General features: G+C 63.2%; 19 protein-coding genes. 12 read left to right on the top strand and 7 right to left on the bottom strand.

The features are described 5' to 3' along the window. Window positions 1-124: 124 nt before the first annotated feature. From mobB to fdhF, 7 genes are all read left to right on the top strand, one after another. Window positions 125-652 (top strand): molybdopterin-guanine dinucleotide biosynthesis protein B, encoded by a 528-nt coding sequence (gene mobB / locus FFI89_RS27035; RefSeq protein WP_138830591.1) that lies wholly within the window; start codon window positions 125-127, stop codon window positions 650-652. An 8-nt stretch (window positions 653-660) separates the two neighbouring features. Then, window positions 661-1,914: a gephyrin-like molybdotransferase Glp gene (gene glp, locus FFI89_RS27030; RefSeq protein ID WP_138830590.1), complete on the top strand. Its 1,254-nt coding sequence runs from the start codon at window positions 661-663 to the stop codon at window positions 1,912-1,914. A gap of 35 nt (window positions 1,915-1,949) precedes the next feature. Next, window positions 1,950-2,219 carry a sulfurtransferase TusA family protein gene (locus tag FFI89_RS27025; RefSeq protein ID WP_138830589.1) on the top strand — a complete coding sequence of 90 codons (270 nt, stop codon included), beginning with the start codon at window positions 1,950-1,952 and terminating at the stop codon, window positions 2,217-2,219. Window positions 2,220-2,551: 332 nt separating this feature from the next. Beyond that, on the top strand, window positions 2,552-4,207 hold the full coding sequence (locus FFI89_RS27020) for an OFA family MFS transporter (RefSeq protein WP_138830588.1): 1,656 nt from the start codon (window positions 2,552-2,554) through the stop codon (window positions 4,205-4,207). Window positions 4,208-4,298: 91 nt separating this feature from the next. Then, window positions 4,299-4,589, top strand: a complete 291-nt coding sequence (locus FFI89_RS27015) for a hypothetical protein (protein WP_138830587.1) — start codon at window positions 4,299-4,301, stop codon at window positions 4,587-4,589. A 176-nt stretch (window positions 4,590-4,765) separates the two neighbouring features. After that, on the top strand, window positions 4,766-6,469 hold the full coding sequence (locus FFI89_RS27010) for an NADH-ubiquinone oxidoreductase-F iron-sulfur binding region domain-containing protein (RefSeq protein WP_138830586.1): 1,704 nt from the start codon (window positions 4,766-4,768) through the stop codon (window positions 6,467-6,469). Continuing rightward, window positions 6,466-9,231: a formate dehydrogenase subunit alpha gene (gene fdhF / locus FFI89_RS27005; RefSeq protein WP_138830585.1), complete on the top strand. Its 2,766-nt coding sequence runs from the start codon at window positions 6,466-6,468 to the stop codon at window positions 9,229-9,231. Before FFI89_RS27010 ends, fdhF begins: the two co-directional genes overlap by 4 nt. Window positions 9,232-9,352: 121 nt before the next feature. Here fdhF and FFI89_RS27000 read toward each other — a convergent pair whose 3' ends face one another. Both FFI89_RS27000 and FFI89_RS26995 read right to left on the bottom strand, forming a co-directional pair. Then, a complete protein-coding gene (locus FFI89_RS27000) occupies window positions 9,353-10,171 on the bottom strand; it encodes a Crp/Fnr family transcriptional regulator (RefSeq protein ID WP_138830584.1) in 819 nt (272 codons plus the stop codon). A 147-nt stretch (window positions 10,172-10,318) separates the two neighbouring features. Beyond that, window positions 10,319-10,735 carry a hypothetical protein gene (locus FFI89_RS26995; RefSeq protein ID WP_210249030.1) on the bottom strand — a complete coding sequence of 139 codons (417 nt, stop codon included), beginning with the start codon at window positions 10,733-10,735 and terminating at the stop codon, window positions 10,319-10,321. A gap of 725 nt (window positions 10,736-11,460) precedes the next feature. Between FFI89_RS26995 and FFI89_RS26990 the strand changes: the two genes are divergently transcribed. Continuing rightward, the gene (locus tag FFI89_RS26990; RefSeq protein ID WP_138830583.1) at window positions 11,461-11,652 is read left to right on the top strand and encodes a hypothetical protein; all 192 of its coding nucleotides are present in this window, start codon (window positions 11,461-11,463) and stop codon (window positions 11,650-11,652) included. 9 nt (window positions 11,653-11,661) lie between these two features. Here FFI89_RS26990 and FFI89_RS26985 read toward each other — a convergent pair whose 3' ends face one another. The 5 genes from FFI89_RS26985 to FFI89_RS26965 all read right to left on the bottom strand — a co-directional run bounded on the left by FFI89_RS26985 (window position 11,662) and on the right by FFI89_RS26965 (window position 14,455). Continuing rightward, window positions 11,662-12,075: a hypothetical protein gene (locus tag FFI89_RS26985; protein ID WP_138830582.1), complete on the bottom strand. Its 414-nt coding sequence runs from the start codon at window positions 12,073-12,075 to the stop codon at window positions 11,662-11,664. A 10-nt stretch (window positions 12,076-12,085) separates the two neighbouring features. Then, entirely contained in the window at window positions 12,086-13,051 is a 966-nt protein-coding gene (gene dapA / locus FFI89_RS26980; protein ID WP_138830581.1) for a 4-hydroxy-tetrahydrodipicolinate synthase, read from the bottom strand. Window positions 13,052-13,188: 137 nt separating this feature from the next. Next, window positions 13,189-13,464 (bottom strand): hypothetical protein, encoded by a 276-nt coding sequence (locus FFI89_RS26975; RefSeq protein WP_138830580.1) that lies wholly within the window; start codon window positions 13,462-13,464, stop codon window positions 13,189-13,191. A 204-nt stretch (window positions 13,465-13,668) separates the two neighbouring features. Beyond that, window positions 13,669-13,953, bottom strand: a complete 285-nt coding sequence (locus FFI89_RS26970) for a hypothetical protein (protein WP_168213052.1) — start codon at window positions 13,951-13,953, stop codon at window positions 13,669-13,671. A gap of 34 nt (window positions 13,954-13,987) precedes the next feature. Continuing rightward, window positions 13,988-14,455, bottom strand: a complete 468-nt coding sequence (locus tag FFI89_RS26965; RefSeq protein WP_138830579.1) for a hypothetical protein — start codon at window positions 14,453-14,455, stop codon at window positions 13,988-13,990. Window positions 14,456-14,781: 326 nt separating this feature from the next. Between FFI89_RS26965 and FFI89_RS26960 the strand changes: the two genes are divergently transcribed. From FFI89_RS26960 to kdpB, 4 genes are all read left to right on the top strand, one after another. Next, window positions 14,782-14,946, top strand: a complete 165-nt coding sequence (locus FFI89_RS26960; protein WP_138830578.1) for a phenylacetate--CoA ligase — start codon at window positions 14,782-14,784, stop codon at window positions 14,944-14,946. Between the two features lie 13 nt (window positions 14,947-14,959). Beyond that, the gene (locus tag FFI89_RS26955) at window positions 14,960-15,049 is read left to right on the top strand and encodes a K(+)-transporting ATPase subunit F (protein WP_074818397.1); all 90 of its coding nucleotides are present in this window, start codon (window positions 14,960-14,962) and stop codon (window positions 15,047-15,049) included. A gap of 115 nt (window positions 15,050-15,164) precedes the next feature. After that, window positions 15,165-16,868 (top strand): potassium-transporting ATPase subunit KdpA, encoded by a 1,704-nt coding sequence (gene kdpA / locus FFI89_RS26950; protein ID WP_138830577.1) that lies wholly within the window; start codon window positions 15,165-15,167, stop codon window positions 16,866-16,868. Window positions 16,869-16,904: 36 nt separating this feature from the next. After that, a complete protein-coding gene (gene kdpB / locus FFI89_RS26945) occupies window positions 16,905-19,022 on the top strand; it encodes a potassium-transporting ATPase subunit KdpB (RefSeq protein WP_138830576.1) in 2,118 nt (705 codons plus the stop codon). Window positions 19,023-19,055: the final 33 nt, after the last annotated feature.

Below are 19,055 nucleotides of genomic sequence, written 5' to 3'. Positions count from 1 at the left end.
CCATCTTACCATGCAAGGAAGAATGGATTGCTTCGTCGCGGAGTTTATCATCGGGCCGGCCAAAGGCCGGACCCGTTGGCTCCTCGCAATGACGGCAAGGGGATGCCGGGTTCCGGAGAATGCGATGAAAGTAATAGGCCTCGCGGGATGGAGCGGCGCCGGCAAGACCACCTTGCTGACGCGGGTGATCCCGCTTTTGCTCAAAAACGGCCTGCGCGTTTCCGTCATCAAGCACGCCCATCATGCCTTCGATGTCGACGTGCCCGGCAAGGACTCGTGGCGGCACCGCGAGTCCGGGGCGACCGAGGTTCTGGTGTCCTCGACCCGGCGCTGGGCCCTGATGCACGAGCTGCGCGGCGCCGGCGAGCCGAGGCTGCCGGAACTGCTGGCGAAAATGGCGCGGGTCGACCTCGTCGTCATCGAGGGCTTCAAGCGCGATCCGCACCACAAGATCGAGGTCCATCGCGCTGCCAACGCCAAGCCGCTGCTGTTCCCCGACGACCCCGGTGTGGTCGGAATCGCAACCGACACCGCGGTTGAAACCACGCTTCCCACGGCCCATCTCGATGATATCGAGGCCATTGCGGCCATGATGCAGCGGTCGGCGATGCCGGTCGACGATCTCTTGGCCAAGAGCGAAGCTGAGGGCTGATCCCGCACATGGCGCAACTGTCCGACGATTGCTTTGCCTTCGGCGGCCCGATGATGTCGGTCGATGAGGCCGTCAGCCTCATCGCCGCGCGCGTCACGCCGGTGCGGGATATCGAGAGCGTTGCGCTGGTCGGGGCCGATGGCCGGATTCTCGCGCACGATATTGCGGCGCCACTGCCGCTGCCGCCTTTCACAAATTCCGCGGTCGATGGCTACGCGATGGCGAGCCGCGACCTACCACGCAAGGACGAGCAGGCATTCCCGATCACCGGGCGCGTTCAGGCCGGCGGCTCCGCGGCGGCCCCGGTCAAACCGGGGCAGGCGATGCGCATCTTTACCGGCGCGCCGATGCCGGACGGCGCCGATACCGTGTTCATGCAGGAGGACGTCCGCCTCGAAGACGGCCAGGTTGTGCTTCCCGCCGGGCTGAAGCCGGGCGCCAATGTGCGGCCCGCGGGCGAGGACATTCCCGCAGGCCACGCCGCATTGAAGGCCGGCCGGCGGCTGCGGCCGCAGGATGTCGCGCTGGTCGCGGCCTTTGGCCTGACGCAGCTCGACGTCGTCAGGCGCATCCGCGTCGCGGTGTTCTCGACCGGCAACGAACTGGTTTCGCCCGGTGAAGCGCGCGGCGCGGCGCAGTTGTTCGATTCCAACCGCTTCATGCTGATGGCAATGCTGGCAAGGCTCGGCTGCGAGGTCAGCGATCTCGGCATCCTCAGGGACGATCGCGCCTCGCTCGCGCACGCCTTGCAGCAGGTGGCGGCGACGCACGACCTGATCCTCACCACCGGCGGCGTTTCGACCGGCGAGGAGGACCACGTCAAGGCAGCCGTCGAAAGCGTCGGCAGGCTGGTGCTGTGGCGGATGGCGATCAAGCCGGGACGCCCGGTCGCGATGGGGATCATCGACGGCTCGCCGCTCATCGGCCTGCCAGGCAATCCGGTGGCGAGTTTTGTTACTTTCGTTCACGTGGTGCGGCCGACCGTTCTGGCCTTGTCGGGCGCGATGCAGGACAAGCTGGTTCCGATGCCGGTCCGTGCCGGCTTTGCCTACAAAAAGAAAATCGCCCGCCGCGAATATGTCCGCGTCAGCCTGCGCAAGGCCGGTGACGGCGCGATCGAGGCCGTGAAGTTTCCGCGTGAGGGCGCGGGGCTGCTGTCCTCGCTGGTCGACACCGACGGCCTGGTCGAACTCGGCGAAGACGTCACGCAGGTCGAGCCCGGCCAGACGGTCGCCTTCCTGTCCTACGCCAGTCTGATTTGATTGACCCTTCGCACAGGCTTCGCCATGTTCGCAACATGACCACCACCAAGCTCGATCTCACCGGCCTGAAGTGCCCGCTCCCGGCGCTGAAGACACGCAAGGCGCTGAAGGCGGTCGCGCCCGGCGACTTCCTCGAAGTTCACTGTACCGATCCGCTATCGGTAATCGATATTCCCAACCTGATCCGGGAAACCGGCGACAAGGTCGAGATCTCCGAGCGCGGCGAAACCCGCATCGTTTTCCTGATAGAGAAGACGAATGGCTCGATAGGAAAATCCAATGATGCGCCGCCTGTCATCGGGTGATCGCCTCGGTTGAGCGATATCTACCTTTTGCCTATCGACTCAGGTCCCTGCTTCTGTCCCAATTGAATTCCTCTGCGGCTTGTGGAAGCGGAGTCGTGTTTTTGTACACGACACAAAACCGTTCCGTGGCAGGCCAAATTTCGCCGAAGTTGGCACCGCAATTGGCATAGTGGGTGGTGTCCGGGGTTTAGTTCTCGAGTGCGCTTATCGATCCCGGCGCATCCTGGAAACTGCGGGGCAGCAATGTGGGATTGCTCCGCTGTGGCGCCGAGGACAACGGGATCGTGGACGGCAGAAGCGCCATCAAGGGCGGGCTGCAGGGGGAGATAACGATGACGACAATCAGCAGTGCCGGAACGGTGTCCGGCGCCGGAGCGGGAATTCTCGACAGGGAGCGGACGATCGCGACCGCCGGCTTCAATCGCTGGCTGGTGCCGCCCGCCGCGCTTTGCATTCATCTGTGCATCGGCATGGCCTATGGCTTCAGCGTGTTCTGGTTGCCGCTGTCGCGTGCGATCGGTCTGACCGCGCCGAAGGCCTGCCCCGACATGTCGCTGATGCAGGAACTGTTCACCACCACCTGCGACTGGAAGGTCGCCAGCCTGGGTTGGATGTTCACGCTGTTCTTCGTTCTCCTCGGCGTCTCCGCCGCCATATGGGGCGGCTGGCTCGAGCGCGTCGGACCGCGCAAGGCCGGCTTCGTTGCCGCGCTGTGCTGGGCCGGCGGCCTGCTGATCGGCGCATTCGGCGTTTATGTGCATCAGCTCTGGATCATGTGGCTCGGCGCCGGCGTCATCGGTGGCGTCGGTCTCGGCCTCGGCTACATCTCCCCGGTGTCGACGCTGGTGAAATGGTTTCCGGATCGTCGCGGCATGGCGACCGGCATGGCGATCATGGGCTTCGGCGGCGGCGCCATGATCGGCGCGCCGCTGGCGAACCTGCTGATGAACTATTTCAAGACCCCGACTTCGGTGGGTGTCTGGGAAACCTTCCTCGCCATGGCTGTGATCTACTTCGTGTTCATGGTGATCGGCGCCTTCTCCTACCGTGTCGCGCCGCCGAACTGGCAGCCGGAAGGCTGGACGCCGCCTTCCAAGGCGAACGCGATGATCTCGAAGAACAACGTCCATCTCGACAACGCGCACAAGACGCCGCAATTCTGGCTGATCTGGTGGGTGCTGTGCCTCAACGTCTCGGCGGGCATCGGCGTGATCGGCATGGCCTCGCCGATGCTGCAGGAAATCTTTGCCGGCAAGCTGATCGGATTGCCCAACGTCGGTTTCAACGCGCTCGACGCCACGCAGAAGGCGACGATTGCGGGCATCGCGGCCGGCTTTGCCGGGCTGCTCTCGCTGTTCAACATCGGCGGCCGGTTCTTCTGGGCGTCGCTGTCGGACAAGATCGGTCGCAAGAACACCTACTATACGTTCTTCATCCTCGGCATCGTGCTATACGCACTGGCGCCGACCTTTGCGGTGATGGGTTCGAAACTTCTGTTCGTGGTCGGCTTCGGCATCATCCTGTCGATGTATGGCGGTGGCTTCGCCACCGTGCCGGCCTATCTCGCTGACATGTTCGGCACCCAGTTCGTGGGCGCCATCCATGGCCGTCTGCTGACGGCTTGGTCGACGGCCGGCATCATCGGTCCGGTCGTGGTCAACTATATCCGCGAGTTCCAGCTCGCGGCCGGCGTTCCGCGCGACCAGCTCTACAACACCACGATGTACATCCTGTGCGCGATGCTAGTCGCCGGGCTGATCTGCAACTACCTGATCAAGCCGGTCGATTCGAAGTGGCACATGAGTGTCGATGAGGTCTCCAAGCTGCAGGAGGCGTCGGCCACTGCCAGTGCATCGGGGACATCCGGTTCCTACGGCATCGGGTTCGGCGGACTCGACGGCAAGGCCGCGCTGTTCTGGGCGTTCGTCGGCATCCCGCTCGCCTGGGGTATCTGGAAAACGCTGGAAAGCGCCGTCAAGATCTTCTGATCGCGGATTGCATCGCGGGACGGCAATTCTCGTCCCGCGGTGCCTCTCGCCGTCTCGTCAAAACCAATCAACAGATCAGGGGAATCTCCCAATGCTTCGCATCGGAATTTGTCTTGCTGCCGCGCTGCTTGTCGCCGGCATGCTCAACACGGCTTCGGCCCAAACCTCTACCGCGCCCGCTGCCGCGCCGGCGGCCACCACACCCGCCCCGGCCGCCAAGCCCTCGAAAATGAAGCTGACCGCCGAAAAGCTGAAGGACATGAAGGCCAAGTGGAGCGCCAACAAGACCAGGCTCAAGGCCTGCCGCACCGAGGTGAAGCAGAAGGGTTTGGCGGGCGACGACCGCTGGTTCTACATCGAGGACTGCATGGGCAAGACTTGAGAACTTCAAGACTTGAGGCCTTCAAGACTTGAGAACTTCCGGTCCCGAACGGCGTTGATTTGAGGGTATGCAGCACAACTGCGTGCCCCTTAAATGCTTATCGGATCGTAATAATTCTCTTGGCATCTGGCATGCCACGGCTTAGAGTTGATCCAAATTGGTCAAGGTCGATATGCATGGTCCACGACGTACAAAAAGTTCGCCCATTCGAGCACCCGGGCGCGGGACGGAAGCGGGCTAAATCGACCCCGAAGGGCCGCCAGGTCGATCCGACGGCCGCGCATGAAATCGAGGTCCTGCTCGGCGACCGGCCGCGGCGCCGCGATCTCCTGATCGAGTATCTGCACCTGATCCAGGACCAGTATCGCCAGATCACGGCGGCGCATCTCGCAGCCCTCGCCGACGAGATGAAGCTGTCGTTTGCCGAGGTGTTCGAGACCGCGACCTTCTATGCGCATTTCGACGTGGTGAAGGAAGGCGAGCCTGATATCGCGCCGCTGACCATTCGCGTCTGCGACTCGCTCACCTGCGCCATGCTGGGCGGGGAAGCGCTGCTGAATCAACTGCAGGACAAGGCCGGTCCCGGCATCCGCGTGGTGCGCGCGCCCTGCGTCGGCCGCTGTGATACCGCGCCCGTGGCCGAGGTCGGCCATCACTTCGTCGATCATGCGACCGTGACCAATGTGCTTGCCGCGGCCAAGGCCGGCCAGACCCATGCGCATCTGCCCGACTATGTCGGCTACGACGCCTATGTGGCCGGCGGCGGTTATGCGCTGCTGAACAGGCTGCGCTCCGGTGCGTTGTCAAAGGAAGATCTGCTGAAGGCGCTCGACGACGCGTCGCTGCGTGGTCTCGGCGGGGCGGGCTTTCCCACGGGCCGGAAATGGCGCTCCGTGATCGGCGAGCCCGGTCCGCGGCTGATGGCGATTAATGGCGACGAGGGCGAGCCCGGCACCTTCAAGGATCGCTGGTACCTCGAAACCGACCCGCACCGTTTTATCGAGGGCATGCTGATCGGCGCCCATGTGGTCGAGGCGACCGACGTCTACATCTATCTGCGCGACGAATATCCGGCCAGCCGCGAAATTCTGACGCGCGAAATAGCCAAGCTGCCGCCCGGCGGCCCGGTGCTGCACATGCGCCGCGGCGCCGGCGCCTATATCTGCGGCGAGGAATCCTCGCTGCTCGAAAGCATCGAGGGCAAGCGCGGCCTGCCCAGGCACAAGCCGCCTTATCCGTTCCAGGTCGGGCTGTTCGGCCTGCCGACGCTGATCAACAATATCGAGACGCTGTGGTGGGTGCGCGACATCGTCGAGAAGGGCGCCGACTGGTGGAAGGGCCATGGCCGCAACGACCGTCACGGTCTGCGCAGCTATTCGGTTTCGGGCCGCGTTAGCAATCCCGGCATGAAGCTGGCGCCCGCCGGCATCACCGTGCGTGAACTGATTGACGAGTTCTGCGGCGGCATGGCGGACGGCCATCAATTCCACGCCTATCTGCCGGGCGGCGCGTCGGGCGGCATCCTGCCGGCATCGATGGACAACATCCCGCTCGATTTCGGCACCCTCGAAAAATACGGCTGCTTCATCGGCTCGGCCGCGGTTGTGATCCTGTCCGACCAGGACAGTGTGAGGGGGGCGGCGCTGAACCTGATGCGCTTCTTTGAGGATGAGAGCTGCGGCCAGTGCACGCCGTGCCGGGTCGGCACCCAGAAGGCGGCGATCCTGATGGAAAAGCCGGTCTGGAACCGTGAATTGCTGGACCAGTTGAGCCAGGCGATGCGCGATGCGTCGATCTGCGGGCTCGGGCAGGCGGCCTCGAATCCGCTAACCTCGGTGATCAAATACTTCCCCGACGAGTTCAAGGAAGCGGCGGAATGACCAAGATCCAGTTCGAACTCGACGGCAAGCAGGTCGAAGCCAACGCCGGCGAGACCATCTGGCAAGTTGCAAAACGCCAGGGCCGCGAGATCCCGCATCTGTGCTATTCACCCGAGCCCGACTATCGGCCCGACGGCAATTGCCGCGCCTGCATGGTCGAGATCGAGGGCGAGCGCGTGCTGGCGGCGTCCTGCAAGCGGACGCCGAGTGTCGGCATGAAGGTGAAGACCGAGAGTGCGCGTGCGGTCTCGGCGCAGAAGATGGTGATGGAGCTCTTGGTCGCCGACCAGCCGGCGCGCGAGACCTCGCACGATCCCGATTCGAAATTCTGGCACTGGGCCGAGAAGGTCGAGGTGACCGAGAGCCGCTTTCCCGCGGCCGAGCGCTGGCAAAGCGACACCAGCCATCCGGCGATGAGCGTCAATCTCGACGCCTGCATCCAGTGCGGGCTCTGCGTGCGCGCCTGTCGCGAGGTGCAGGTCAACGACGTCATCGGCATGGCCTATCGCAGCCACGAGTCGAAAATCGTGTTCGACTTCGACGATCCGATGGGTGAGTCCACCTGCGTGGCGTGCGGCGAGTGCGTACAGGCCTGTCCGACCGGCGCGCTGATGCCGTCCGTGATGCTCGACGAGAACCAGACCCGCGTGACCTACGCGGACAAGAAAGTGGATTCGCTGTGCCCGTTCTGTGGCGTCGGCTGCCAGGTCACCTATCAGGTCAAGGACGACAAGGTCATCTACGCCGAGGGCCGCGACGGTCCGGCCAATCACAACAGGCTCTGCGTCAAGGGGCGCTTTGGCTTCGACTATATCCACCATCCGCATCGCCTGACCAAACCGCTGGTGCGGCTGCCGAACGCGAAGAAGGATTCCAACGACCAGGTCGACCCGGCCAATCCGTTCACGCATTTCCGCGAAGCGTCGTGGGAAGAGGCGCTGGATGTCGCGGCAAAGGGCCTCGTCAGGATCCGCGACGAGAAGGGCGTCAAGGCGCTGGCCGGTTTCGGCTCGGCCAAGGGCTCCAACGAGGAGGCCTATCTGTTTCAGAAGCTGGTGCGCACCGGGTTCGGCTCCAACAATGTCGATCACTGCACCCGGCTGTGCCACGCCTCGTCGGTGGCGGCGCTGATGGAAGGCCTGAACTCGGGCGCGGTGTCGGCGCCGTTCGCCGCCGCCATGGATGCCGAAGTCATCATCGTGATCGGCGCCAACCCGACCGTCAACCATCCGGTCGCCGCGACCTACATCAAGAACGCCGCCCAGCGCGGTGCCAAGCTGATCGTGATCGACCCGCGCCGGCAGACGCTGTCGCGCCATGCCCACCAGCATCTGCAGTTCAAGCCCGGCAGCGACGTCGCGATGCTGAACGCGATGCTGCATACCATCATTACCGAAGGGCTGACCGACCAGCAATATATCGCGGGCTATACCGAAGGCTTCGACGAACTCGCCGAGCGCATCAAGGATTTCCCGCCGGAGAAAATGGAAGCGATCTGCGGCGTCCCGGCCGAAACCTTGAAGGAAGTGGCGCGGATGTATGCGCGGTCGCGCGCGTCGCTGATCTTCTGGGGCATGGGCATCAGCCAGCACATCCACGGCACCGACAATGCGCGCTGCCTGATCGCGCTGGCGCTGATCACCGGCCAGATCGGTCGTCCCGGCACCGGCCTGCATCCGCTGCGCGGCCAGAACAACGTGCAGGGCGCCTCCGACGCCGGCCTGATTCCGATGTTCCTGCCGGACTACCAGCCGGTCGGCCGCACCGATCTGCGCGAGCCCTTCGAAAAGCTCTGGCACCAGGATCTCGATCCGGTCCGTGGTTTGACAGTGGTCGAGATCATGAACGCGATCCATGCCGGCGAGATCACCGGCATGTATATCGAGGGCGAAAACCCCGCGATGTCGGACCCCGACCTGCAGCATGCGCGCGAGGCGCTGGCGAAACTCGATCATCTGGTGGTGCAGGATCTGTTCGTCACCGAAACTGCATTCCATGCCGATGTGATCCTGCCGGCCTCGGCGTTTGCCGAGAAATCCGGCTCCTTCACCAACACCGACCGCCGCGTGCAATTGGCGCGCGAGGTGATCAAGCCGCCCGGTGACGCGCGGCAGGATCTCTGGATCATCCAGGAAATCGCCAGACGCATGGGCCTGCCGTGGAACTACGACGGTCCGGCCGACGTGTTCACCGAGATGACGCAGGTGATGCCGTCGCTGCAGAACATCAGCTGGGAGCGGCTGGTGCGCGAGGGTGCGGTGACCTATCCGGTCGACGCCTCCGATCAGCCCGGCAACGAGATCATCTTCACCACCGGTTTCCCGACCGCGAGCGGCCGCGGCAAGATCGTGCCGGCGCATGTGATCCCGCCGGACGAGGTGCCCGACGACGAATATCCGATGGTGCTGTCGACGGGGCGCGTGCTCGAGCACTGGCACACCGGCTCGATGACCCGCCGCGCCAGCGTGCTCGACCAGATCGAGCCGGAGGCGGTGGCCTTCATGTCGCCAAAGGACATGCGGCGGCTCGGCGTATGGCCCGGCGATTTCATCAGGCTTGAAACCCGCCGCGGCGCCGTCGAGGTCAAGGTGCGTTCCGACCGCGACGTGCCGGAGAACATGGTGTTCATGCCGTTCTGCTACGCGGAGGCGGCGGCGAATCTCCTGACCAATCCGGCGCTCGATCCGTTCGGCAAGATTCCCGAATTCAAGTTCTGCGCCGTGCGCGCCGAAAAGGCCGAGATCCGCAGCGCGGCCGAGTAGGGCTGGAGCCTTGTCGGTTCTGATTGAATCAGAACCGGGCTCTACTTTTGTTTTGACGCGTTTTCTTTACGCGAACCGGCGTCCACTTCGCTCGAAAACGCTCTAGCGCAAGCGGCGATGCTCAGTTGGTGCGGGTTGCCGCGGCGGCCTGCTCCGCGGTCTTGTTTTGTGCCACGATGGTCTCGAGCCGCGAGATGTTTTCCAGCAGGCGCTGGCTGGTCAGGACCAGAAAATAATACCCGAATTGCGGGTTTTGAAAGTAGATCTCGAGCAGCTTCTCATAGGTGATGGTCAGCACCTGCCCATCCTCGGTGCATTCGATCGTCGCCGTTCGCCGGTTGTCCGGCGAAAGGAAGCCGAGTTCGCCCATCAGGCGTCCCGGCGGCACCGCGACGCCGATCTCCTTGACCAGAAACCGGCCGGTGACGGTCAGGAGCATGTCATGCGCGGGATCGTCCTTCTTGAACAGGATGTCGCCCTTGCGATACTTGCGCGTGGTCATGAACGGCTTCAGCCATTCCATCGACATGTCGCCCGCGGTGGCGGTGCGCGCCTTCTTGACCAGGTTGAGCATTTGATGAAGGCGAAGCGCGTTGATCGGCAGCAGCAGGAGATAAAGCAGAAAAGTCTTGATGTCTCCGGTGAGCGCGCCGAAGCCGGCGAAACAGGCGCAGCCGACCATGTTGGCAACGCGCAGCGGCACCATCGTCTGGGTCAGCAGCGTGGCGACAAAGAAGACGGCGCCAACCAGGGCAAACATATTGGCAAGCGTGATGTTCGCCAGCAGGATTTCCAGAAGGCGATTGAAAATGGCGTCGTAGGTGATGTTGTCGGGATCGAGGCCCAGTTGGACCAATATCTTCGCGAACCGCAGGTTGTCGGCTGCCGTGTTGAGAATACGATCCAGGATATCGGAAAGGTTCGCGCTGGTGGAGTTCATGGTTGCGTCAATAACAATAGGGCGTGACTGAAAGACCCTGGCCTCTGGCGCAATGATCCGGGCAACGGCGCTCGCTGCCGGTGGCATCGTAAGGGTGAACAGACGGCAGGTAAAGGCTTGGTCGCCTCGGGATACGATCGGTCCGAGTCAATAATTCAGGCGGGACAGGAATATTCCGGCCCTCATCGCGACGATGCCGGCAAGGACGGCCGTCACCAGCAAGACCCCGATGGCAGCGCTCAACCTTCGTAACATTCGTGTGACGTCGATGTGAGCCAGCAGCGGATTGCCCTGGTTTTCCAGGTCCAGCTCGATGTTGTCGGACGGGAATATCGTCGCGCACCGCGCCGGCCACGCACTTCGCGTGGCGAAACGAATGGCGGCCTGCTTGCGCCAGAACAGCCCGCCGGATTTCCCGTCAGCGCCTCGCGCGACCCAATGGCCGCGCTGGTTACGGCCGATGAAAAACACCGGAATGGCCTCGCTGAGGTCTTCGGCACCGGGACGCAGAAATGGCGAGTTCGCGACACAGCGGGATTGGTTGCGAAGAGGCGATGGGCGCATGGCGATCGATGATCCCTGTGCGGCTCTGCTTCCGCGAAGGTCGTCGCCGCAAGTCACCGTGTTCATCGAAATGCCGTCCTAAAACCGGCGCCGGCCAGCGCGGCGCCCGATTTCATATAGGTCCGTACGCCATATGAATTCGAGACGGCCGAACGGCGCGTCATATAGTGACGGCATAGTGGGCCGCGGCATTGTCATGGGATGGATGGCTCTGCCGATCGCGGTGCTTATGTCGTTCCTATGCGAAAGCAAAAAGGCTGCTCTCGAATTCATATGCCTTCCGACTCATCTTCCAGCAGGCGGCATAGGGCCGTGATGGAGACGGAAGATGACATATCCAGCGTTCGCCGATGACCGGTTGCCCGAACCGGCGCGCCATCGCCAATCGGATCATGACTGGCCGAATTTCCATCCAGGCAACTATCGTTTCGCAAGAACGGCGGCAAAGCCCGTCCGCGCCATAACCGGCCGAAGCGCTCGCGGGGCGAGGCGCTTCCTCAGCGCCGTATTCAGGATCATTGCCGAAGCCAAGCTGCGGCGGCTTGCCCGTGAGCTGAGGATTCGCGGCGTTCGCTATCCGTCGGTCAGGCTGGAGGGCGATCGGTTTGTCGCCGATTAGGCTGCCAGGTCAGCTTTAGCCGAGATTGTCGCAGAGCACCGGTTCCTACAGCGCGCTGCTGATCAGAGCCCCCGGTCTCAACTCGATCGATTGCGTGGAGGATCATATGCGTCCACTTTCGCTCGCCGTTACGGTTTCAATGCTGCGCAGGGCCCTCGCCATTGTGTCAGCGTTCCTGAAATCGTCCTGGGAGGGGCCGGTCGGAAAATATCACCCGGAAGACCACTATATGCGCGGCCCCGGGCCGAAATGGCATGAAAAACACCGCCTCGGCAGTGCATCCGCCGGTGGCACCTAGCGGACCCTGCTAAAGTTCTTCCTGGAGTGCGTGGTCGCTCCAGGAGGATAGTCCTCGCCACAGACTTCTGTCGCGTTTTGCAGGCTTGGCAGCCGAAGCAGCATTCGGCTGGTTGATTTCCAATACGGCAGCGAACGTGCGCCTCAGGCGCTCGTCATCGATCCGCACGACAAACTGGTGTAACACCGCGGCACGTGACGCATTCGGCTGCAGAATGGCGGCGCATAGTTCGGCGCTGGTATTCCGGAAGAATCCGAAATCGGGCTTTTCATGTCTTGCGCCGAGTCTGTCGATCTCGGCGGCGATCATCAGAACCGCCAATCGATCGGCATTGTCCAGGGTTACGGCGAATCGTAGCAGTGCGAGTTGCCAGGCGCGCAGCGTCCTGGCGTGCTTCTCCACTTCCGCAACGCTCGATTTCATTTCAAAAACTCTAAGACGTTGCGACCAGACCGTTGCAAAGGCGAGGTCCGCGCCAGCTCTGGATCGGGCAGGCCAGCTCCTCGTCGCCGATATCGGCGATCGCGCCCGCGACCTCGGCCTTGGCCGCATCGGTGAGCCCAACGATGGGCAGGCGCGTATCCGGCGAAATGAAACCGAGCAGGCATAGCGCATATTTCAGCGCAGCCGGGTTCTCCCTGCAAAGGGCCGATGTCAGCGGTGCGAGCCGGCTCTGCAGGTATCTTGCAGCCGGCAGCCGCCTCTGCCTGCAGTTCGAAAAGATCTCGCTGCACAGCTCCGGCGCCACATTCGATATCACGGAGATGCAGCCGTCGCCGCCATTGATGATGGAAGCCGGCGCCGTGGCGTCGTCCCCGGACATGAGCCGGAACCCGTGCGGCAGCTCAGGCCGCAGCCGCGTCGGGCGTGTGACATCGCCGCTGGCATCCCTCAGGCCGATGAACTGCCCGGAGCGGGCGAGCCGCAGCAGCGTGTCGTCGGCCAATTCGCGGATGGTTCGGGCAGGCACGTCGTGCAGGATGACGGGCAGGCCAGTCGAGCCGGCGACCGCTTCGAAGTGCGCGCAAATGCCGGCTTGCGTCGGCTTGTTGTAATAGGGCACGACCGAAAGAACGGCATCGGCGCCGGCGGCCTCCGCGCGCCGGGTCAATTCGATGGCCTGGCTGGTCGAATTCGATCCCGCGCCGGCAATGACGCGCACCCGGCCGCGCGCGGTCTCGACGGCGGTGCGAACGATAGCGCCATGCTCCGCCGGCGTCAGGGTGGAGCTTTCGCCGCTGGTTTCGCCTGCCACGATCGCCGAGACGCCGGCCTTGATCTGGCGTTCGCACAGCCGGCGGAACGCCGCCAGGTCAATCGCGCCGGCTTCGTCAAATGGAGTCGGAAGATCGGGTATGTAACCCGCCAGCCAGGTGGCGGAATTTGTGCGGGCTGTCATGGCGTACGCTGCCGTTTCCGCTTGCAGGCGGGTCAATCCAATCATGGTATCAACAAGCTGCTCACGGTTTGAACCGGTTTGAAGCTGACCCATCCTGCGCTCCTGATAGTCCTGCCGGGTGACGGTGGTCTGGCGTATCAAGCAACGCGCGCGGACCGGGTGTGGTTGACGGTCACGGAATCGTCCGCGGGACGGCCATTCGTGTCGAGTTCGATTTCGCGCGAGACCTCGATGACGGCTTCGGGATGACGGCCGTTTTCGAACAAGGCGTATTTGATGGCTTGCGCGCGGTTGACGAACAGGCCGCCATAGAGACCGTTTTGTTCCTGGGCGACCCAGTTGCCGCGGCTGTTCCTGCCGATGAATATGATTGCAGATGGCGAACTGCACGATGGAGGTTCGACGAGCTTCACGTTGGTATTCCTTCTGTGGGCGAGCAGCGCGTTCCCGGTTGCCACGAATCTTCCGTGGTTTTGTCGTTCGCTGTGAATGTTCGGGTGGCTGTTGGCCGGGAGACGGCATGACTCATGCGTGCAATATCTTCCCGGCCGGGTATGAATTCGAGGGCGACAGGACCGCGATCTCATAAGCGCCGCATAAATTGGCGCAGGGTTGCTTCAGGCCGGGACGGCGTGATTGAATGCGGTGACTAGCGAAAACAACGCCGCATAGGCCGCCGCTTCGTCCCAATGGTTGAGGACGACGTCGGTCGGAAGTTCGCGCCTGAAGGCGCCGACGATGGCGCTGAGTATGGCGGACATCCACAACAATGCGACCAGGCTCCTGCCGAAGCCTGCGTTGCCGAACGCGGCAAAGGCCGTCAGCACGATCATTCGCATGGCGAAGCGCGCGAGTACCTGAACCGACTTCAGTTCCTGCGGAAGATGCGGAGGCTGCGCCAAGGCTGCGAACTCTCACAATCGGTAGGACGGCCGCTCAGCTGAAATTGTCGCTGCACATCGGTTCGTAGAGCAGGTTGGCGTCGCGCGACACGCTGGGAACGCTGGTTCGGCTCGATGGCGCGCTGACGCGCTGGGCGTCGACGAACGCGCTGAGAATGGCGAGCGCGAGATCGGCATGGCGGGCTTCGATCGATCGATCAAGCCAGTCCGGAAGCTCGCGTTGGCGCGACAGCGCGCAATACCATTCGCCCTCGTCATAGGCGATGCGGCGGAGTTGCCATAGCGGCAGTTCCAGGTCGATCAAGGCGAGGGCCGCATCGGTCCAGGCGCCCGATTGGAGCAGTCGCTCGAGGCGGGTCGATTTTTCGCTCTGCCCGAGCGAGGGAAAACGCCTGCAGGCCTGACTGATGATCTCGGACATGATTTCGGCGGTAACGGAATCGGCGTTACGCAGCCGCTCGCCGAGTTCAGCGGGGTTTTGATGTTCTGAAGGGAGCAGCATGGCGATATCTCACGTGAAGCGGGGCTGAAATTGCAGCCACGCTGCCAAAGTGGTGAAAACGCCATTTGAAAACGAGATGAGGCGAGGGGTGAAGATATAGGGATTTCATAAAGATGGTCCCCGTCGTCCCTGCCTAGTGCGCAATTGCGCACGGGGCGCAGGGACCCATAGCCACCGATGCCGATGTTCCGAATGCCGTTGGCGACTCTGCCCTATCGGGGGAGCAACGCGATATGGGTCCCTGCGTTCGCAGGGACGACACCCGTGGAGGCCGTCGCCTTTATGAGATTCCTATAACGTCCCGTTCTCTCCCGTCTCGAAAACCTATGCGCCCGATGGCACTTCACGGCCATCAAGCGCGAATGCCGTTGGTCGGCCTCGCGATTCCCATCGCACAGGAACATCCCATGCTGGACATTGTCATGCTGGCGCTAGGCCTCGGCTTCTTCGTGGCAGGCATAGGTTACGCCTATGCCTGCGAACGGCTGTGAGAAGGAGAGCGCCATGACTTTCGATTACTCGCTCGCTGCCCTCGTCTCGGTGGGCCTGCTGTTCTATCTCACTTACGCGCTGCTGCGGCCGGAACGGTTCTGAGCGCGCCATGCTCGCCCTTTTCCAGATCGTGCTCGCGTTTGTTGTGACGTCGGCGCTGCTGATTGCGCTGCTGCGCATGCTGCTGCCCGCCAGACTCTCCTGAAGGACTCCGACTATGACATCCATTGGCTGGATTCAGATTATTCTCTATTGCGCGATCATCGTCGCGCTGGTCAAACCGCTCGGCTGGTACATGACGCGCATTTTCAGCGGCGAGCGCACCTTCCTCTCATCGGTCCTGCGTCCGGTCGAGCGCGGGCTGTACTGGATCGGCGGCGTCGACGAAAGGCGCGAGCAGCATTGGCTAACCTATACGGTCGCGATGCTGCTGTTCCACGTCGGAGGCTTCCTGATCATCTACGGCCTGATGCGGCTGCAGGCACTGTTGCCGTTCAACCCGGCCGAACAATCCGCGGTCGCCGAGGACCTCTCCTTCAATACCGCGATCTCCTTCATCACCAACACCAACTGGCAGAACTACGGCGGCGAAAGCACGCTGTCCTATCTGGTGCAGATGCTGGGGCTGACGCACCAGAATTTTCTGTCGGCGGCAACAGGCATCGCGCTCGCGGTTGCCCTGATCCGCGGCTTCTCGCGTTCCTCGATGCGTACCCTTGGCAATTTCTGGGTCGATGTCACGCGCTGCACGCTCTATGTGCTGCTGCCGATCTGCGTGGTCTACACCCTGTTCCTGGTGTGGCAGGGCATGCCGCAGACGCTGGGCGCCTATGTCGACGCCACCACGCTGGAAGGCGCCAAGCAGACCATCGCGGTCGGCCCCGTCGCCTCGCAGGTCGCGATCAAGATGCTGGGCACTAATGGCGGTGGATTCTTCAACGCCAACGCCGCGCATCCTTTCGAAAACCCCACCGCGCTGTCCAATTTTGTGCAGATGATCTCGATCTTCGCGCTCGGCGCGGCGCTCACCAACGTGTTCGGCCGCATGGTCGGTAACCAGCGTCAGGGCTGGGCGATCCTCGCCGTGATGGGCGTCCTGTTCCTAGCGGGCGTCACCGTCACCTACTGGGCGGAAGCCAATGGCACCTCGGCGCTGAGCGCGCTCGGGCTCTCCGGCGGCAATATGGAAGGCAAGGAAGTCCGCTTCGGCATCGTTGCCTCCAGCCTGTTTGCGGTCGTCACCACGGCGGCCTCCTGCGGCGCGGTCAACGCCATGCATGACTCGTTCACCGCGCTGGGCGGCATGATCCCGCTGATCAACATGCAGCTCGGCGAAATCATCGTCGGTGGTGTCGGCGCCGGCCTCTACGGCATGCTGCTGTTCGTGGTGCTGGCGATCTTCGTCGCCGGCCTGATGGTCGGCCGCACACCGGAATATGTCGGCAAGAAGATCGAGGCGCGCGAGGTCAAAATGGCCATGCTCGCCATTCTGGTGCTGCCCTTGATGTATCTCGGCTGGACCGCGGTCGCCGTCGTGTTGCCGTCGGCGGTGGCGTCGATGGCCAATTCGGGCCCGCACGGCTTCACGGAGGTGCTCTATGCCTTCACCTCCGCGACCGGCAACAACGGCTCGGCCTTCGGCGGCCTGACCGGCAATACCTTCTTCTACAACCTGACGCTTGCCAGTTCGATGTTCGTCGGCCGCTTCTTCATGATCGTGCCGGCGATGGCGCTGGCAGGCTCGCTCGCGGCCAAGAAGTCGATCCCGCCCTCGGCCGGCACGCTGCCGACCACCGGCGGTCTCTTTGTCGGCCTCGTCGTCGGCGTCATCCTGATCATCGGCGGGCTCACCTTCTTCCCGGCGCTAGCGCTCGGCCCGATCGTCGAGCACCTCGCTGGCAACGCCAACACCCTGTTTTGATCGCAAGATACTGTTTTGACTCTCGGAGTTACGTCCATGGAAACCATGAAACTGCAGAAAAAAGTGACGGCTTCGGCGATGCTCGATCCCAAGATCGTCGTGCCTGCGATCAGATCCGCCTTTGCCAAGCTCGACCCGCGGCTGATGGTCAAGAACCCCGTGATGTTCGTGGTCGAGATCGTCGCCGCACTGACCTCCGTGATCTTCCTGCGCGACCTCGTCACCGGCGGCGCCAACCTCGGATTCACCTTCCAGATCATCGTCTGGCTGTGGTTCACGGTGCTGTTCGCCAACTTCGCCGAAGCGGTCGCCGAAGGCCGCGGCAAGGCGCAGGCGGAATCGCTGAAGAAGACCCGCACCGAGAGCAAGGCCAAGCTGCTGAAGGGTGCGGACAAGGCCTATCAGCTGGTGTCCGGCACCAGCCTGAAGGTCGGCGACATCGTCCTGGTCGAGGCCGGCGACAATATCCCGAGCGACGGCGAGGTGATCGAGGGCGTGGCGTCGGTCAACGAGGCGGCGATAACAGGTGAATCCGCGCCCGTGATCCGCGAATCCGGCGGCGACCGTTCGGCCGTCACCGGCGGCACCCAGGTTTTGTCCGACTGGATCCGCGTCCGCATCACGGCGGCTCAGGGCTCGACCTTCATCGACCGCATGATCAGACTGGTGGAAGGCGCCGAGCGGCAGAAGACGCCGAATGAGATCGCGCTCAACATCCTGCTGGCGGGGCTGACCATCATTTTCGTGTTTGCGACGGTGACGATCCCGAGCTACGCGGCCTATGCCGGCGGCTCGATTTCGGTGGTGGTGCTGGTCGCGCTGTTCGTCACGCTGATCCCGACCACCATCGGCGCATTGTTGTCGGCGATCGGCATTGCCGGCATGGACCGGCTGGTGCGCTTCAATGTGCTGGCGATGTCCGGCCGCGCGGTGGAAGCCGCCGGCGACGTCGATACGCTGTTGCTGGACAAGACCGGCACCATCACCCTCGGCAACCGCCAGGCGACCGAGTTTCGTCCCGTTCGCGGCGTCACCGAGCAGGAGCTGGCGGATGCGGCGCAACTCGCCTCGCTCGCCGACGAGACGCCGGAAGGCCGCTCGATCGTGGTGCTGGCCAAGGAGAAGTACGGCATTCGCGGCCGCGACATGAAGGAGCTGGCGGCGACCTTCATTCCGTTCACCGCGCAGACCCGGATGAGCGGCATCGACGCCGGCGCGTCCTCGGTCCGCAAGGGCGCGGTGGATGCGATCCTCAATTATGTCGACGGCGGCGGCGACTTCCGTGCGGTAGCGTCCGGCAATACGGCGCGCGCCATGCAGACAGGCGTCATCTCCGAGGCTGCGCGCGAGATCCAGGCGATTTCGGATGAGATCGCCAAGGCCGGCGGCACGCCGCTGGCGGTTGCCAGGGACGGCCGCCTGCTCGGCGTCGTCCACCTGAAGGACATCGTCAAGGGCGGCATCCGCGAACGCTTCGCGGAGCTGCGCCGCATGGGTATCCGCACCGTGATGATCACCGGCGACAACCCGATGACGGCCGCCGCGATCGCCGCCGAAGCCGGCGTCGATGATTTCCTGGCCCAGGCGACGCCGGAGGACAAGCTGAAGCTGATCCGCGACGAGCAGGCCAAGGGCAAGCTGGTGGCGATGTGCGGCGACGGCACCAATGACGCGCCGGCGCTCGCCCAGGCCGACGTTGGCGTTGCCATGAACACCGGCACCCAGGCCGCCCGCGAAGCCGGCAACATGGTCGATCTCGATTCCAACCCGACCAAGCTGATCGAAGTGGTCGAGATCGGCAAGCAACTATTAATGACGCGCGGTGCGCTGACCACGTTCTCGATTGCCAACGACGTCGCGAAATACTTTGCCATTATCCCGGCGATGTTCCTGGCGTTCTACCCGCAACTCGCGGTGCTCAATGTCATGCACCTGGCAAGCCCGCAAAGCGCGGTCCTGTCGGCGATCATCTTCAACGCACTGATCATCATTGCCTTGATCCCGCTGGCGCTGAAAGGCGTGGCCTATCGCGCCGTCGGCGCCGGTGCGCTGCTGCGCCGCAACCTTTTGATCTACGGGCTCGGCGGCATCATCATTCCCTTCATCGGCATCAAGGCCATCGACCTTGCGGTTGCGGCCCTGGGCCTGGCTTGAACCTCACCCGTCATTGCGGTCGTAGCGAAGCAA

The organism is Bradyrhizobium sp. KBS0727 (genome assembly GCF_005937885.2).
Taxonomy (GTDB): domain Bacteria; phylum Pseudomonadota; class Alphaproteobacteria; order Rhizobiales; family Xanthobacteraceae; genus Bradyrhizobium.
This window is presented reverse-complemented; position numbering and strand designations above follow the sequence as displayed.

What these genes read in the sequence shown, in the direction of transcription:
- mobB (WP_138830591.1), top strand. Translation starts at nt 125, where the DNA reads ATGAAAGTAATAGGCCTCGCGGGATGGAGCGGCGCCGGCAAGACCACC.
- glp (WP_138830590.1), top strand. Translation starts at nt 661, where the DNA reads ATGGCGCAACTGTCCGACGATTGCTTTGCCTTCGGCGGCCCGATGATG.
- FFI89_RS27025 (WP_138830589.1), top strand. Translation starts at nt 1,950, where the DNA reads ATGACCACCACCAAGCTCGATCTCACCGGCCTGAAGTGCCCGCTCCCG.
- FFI89_RS27020 (WP_138830588.1), top strand. Translation starts at nt 2,552, where the DNA reads ATGACGACAATCAGCAGTGCCGGAACGGTGTCCGGCGCCGGAGCGGGA.
- FFI89_RS27015 (WP_138830587.1), top strand. Translation starts at nt 4,299, where the DNA reads ATGCTTCGCATCGGAATTTGTCTTGCTGCCGCGCTGCTTGTCGCCGGC.
- FFI89_RS27010 (WP_138830586.1), top strand. Translation starts at nt 4,766, where the DNA reads ATGGTCCACGACGTACAAAAAGTTCGCCCATTCGAGCACCCGGGCGCG.
- fdhF (WP_138830585.1), top strand. Translation starts at nt 6,466, where the DNA reads ATGACCAAGATCCAGTTCGAACTCGACGGCAAGCAGGTCGAAGCCAAC.
- FFI89_RS27000 (WP_138830584.1), bottom strand. Translation starts at nt 10,171, where the DNA reads ATGAACTCCACCAGCGCGAACCTTTCCGATATCCTGGATCGTATTCTC.
- FFI89_RS26995 (WP_210249030.1), bottom strand. Translation starts at nt 10,735, where the DNA reads ATGCGCCCATCGCCTCTTCGCAACCAATCCCGCTGTGTCGCGAACTCG.
- FFI89_RS26990 (WP_138830583.1), top strand. Translation starts at nt 11,461, where the DNA reads ATGCGTCCACTTTCGCTCGCCGTTACGGTTTCAATGCTGCGCAGGGCC.
- FFI89_RS26985 (WP_138830582.1), bottom strand. Translation starts at nt 12,075, where the DNA reads ATGAAATCGAGCGTTGCGGAAGTGGAGAAGCACGCCAGGACGCTGCGC.
- dapA (WP_138830581.1), bottom strand. Translation starts at nt 13,051, where the DNA reads ATGACAGCCCGCACAAATTCCGCCACCTGGCTGGCGGGTTACATACCC.
- FFI89_RS26965 (WP_138830579.1), bottom strand. Translation starts at nt 14,455, where the DNA reads ATGCTGCTCCCTTCAGAACATCAAAACCCCGCTGAACTCGGCGAGCGG.
- FFI89_RS26960 (WP_138830578.1), top strand. Translation starts at nt 14,782, where the DNA reads ATGCGCCCGATGGCACTTCACGGCCATCAAGCGCGAATGCCGTTGGTC.
- FFI89_RS26955 (WP_074818397.1), top strand. Translation starts at nt 14,960, where the DNA reads ATGACTTTCGATTACTCGCTCGCTGCCCTCGTCTCGGTGGGCCTGCTG.
- kdpA (WP_138830577.1), top strand. Translation starts at nt 15,165, where the DNA reads ATGACATCCATTGGCTGGATTCAGATTATTCTCTATTGCGCGATCATC.
- kdpB (WP_138830576.1), top strand. Translation starts at nt 16,905, where the DNA reads ATGGAAACCATGAAACTGCAGAAAAAAGTGACGGCTTCGGCGATGCTC.